Source organism: Allostella sp. (genome assembly GCF_041913585.1).
In the GTDB taxonomy this organism is placed as follows: domain Bacteria; phylum Pseudomonadota; class Alphaproteobacteria; order ATCC43930; family Allostellaceae; genus Allostella.
The window spans coordinates 1-1,626 of the sequence record NZ_JAYSFE010000292.1; the positions used below are offsets into that span (position 1 = coordinate 1).

The following is a 1,626-nucleotide window of genomic DNA, read 5'->3' on the forward strand; positions in this document are numbered from 1 at the left end:
TGAAGGTGGCGAAGCGCTTGACGCGGTCGCCGAAGCGCCGGGCGAGCAGCACCGCATAGTCGGCGAACCATCCGGCGCTGTCGCGGTTCTCCCAGCCGCCCAGCTCCTGGAGCGCCTGCGGCAGGTCCCAGTGGTAGAGGCAGAGCCACGGCTCGATGCCCGCCGCCAGCAGCCCGTCGATCAGCCGGTCATAGAAGTCGAGCCCGGCCGGATTGACGATGCCGCGGCCGGTGGGCAGGACCCGCGGCCAGGAGACCGAGAAGCGGTAGCCGTCGAGGCCGATCCGCCGCATCAGGGCGATGTCCTCGGCGTAGCGGCGGTAGTGGTCGCAGGCGACGTCGCCGGTGTCGCCGTCGGTGACGCGTCCCGGCTCGTGGACGCGCACGTCCCAGATGCTGGCCCCGCGGCCGTCGGCGGTCGTCGCGCCCTCGATCTGATAGGCCGAGGTGGAGGCGCCCCAGAGGAAGCCGGGCGGCCACGCCCGATCGGCAGCCGGGACCACCGGTCGATCCACCGTCTCCAAGCTCATGGGCTGCTCCGCGCTGTCGTTCTTGGTCAGGTCCACCCTCAGCCATGGATACCATGCCGACCCGCGCGCGTTGATCGGAATCACCCCCGGGCCCATCGACCCCGCCGCGAACTGGTTCCATTCAATTGTGGCAATGGCGGGCCCGCGCTATGGTCGCCGTCGGATGACCGAACCACCGGCCTCCCCCAATCCTTCACCGCGCGCGACCATGGCCACGGACCAGGAAGCACCGCCGGCCGCAACCGACGCGGCCCCCATGGGATCGGAGCTGCGTGAGCTCGAGCTGCACGCGGCCTATCTCCAGTCGATTCTCGACACCGTCCCCGATGCGATGGTGGTGATCGACGAGGTCGGCCGGATCGAGCGCTTCAACGCCGCGGCGGAGCGGCTCTTCGGCTACACCGCCCACGAGGTTGCCGGCCAGAACGTGCGGATGCTGATGCCCTCCCCCTACCGGGAGCAGCACGACGGCTACCTGGCGCGCTACCGCCAGACCGGCGAGCGCCGGATCATCGGCATCGGCCGGGTGGTGATGGGACGGCGGCGCGACGGCAGCACCTTTCCGATGGAACTGGCGGTCGGCGAGATGGGGGCCGGCGACGAACGCCGCTTCACCGGCTTCATCCGCGACCTGACCGAGCGGCAGCGGACCGAGGCCCGGCTCCACGAGCTGCAGCAGGAACTCCTCCACGTCTCGCGGCTGTCGACGATGGGCGCCATGGCGTCGAGCCTGGCGCACGAGCTGAACCAGCCCCTGACCGCCATCGCCAGCTTCGTGCGCGCCGGCCTGCGCTTCCTGCAGCGGCCCGGCGAGGAGAGCCTGAAGCTGGCCGGCGAGGCGATGGCGGGAGCCGGCGACCAGGCCGTGCGCGCCGGCGAGATCATCCGCCGCCTGCGCGACTTCGTCGCCAAGGGCGAGGCCGAGAAGCGGGCCGAGAACCTCGCCAAGCTGGTCGAGGAGGCGAGCGCGCTGGCCCTCGTCGGTGCCAAGGAGCGGGGCGTGCGGATCGAATACCGGCTCGATCCGGCCGCGGGACGGGTGCTGGTCGACAAGGTGCAGGTCCAGCAGGTGATCCTGAACCTCGTCCGCAACGGCA

General features: G+C 71.1%; 2 protein-coding genes. One reads left to right on the top strand and one right to left on the bottom strand.

The features are described 5' to 3' along the window. The coding region (locus ACE3Q3_RS24320; RefSeq protein ID WP_374450445.1) for a glycoside hydrolase family 1 protein at nt 1-529 on the bottom strand (529 nt) is incomplete at its 3' end. 256 nt (nt 530-785) lie between these two features. Between ACE3Q3_RS24320 and ACE3Q3_RS24325 the strand changes: the two genes are divergently transcribed. Further along, nucleotides 786-1,626 (top strand): PAS domain S-box protein (locus ACE3Q3_RS24325; RefSeq protein ID WP_374450447.1); only part of this gene is annotated, 841 nt, incomplete at its 3' end.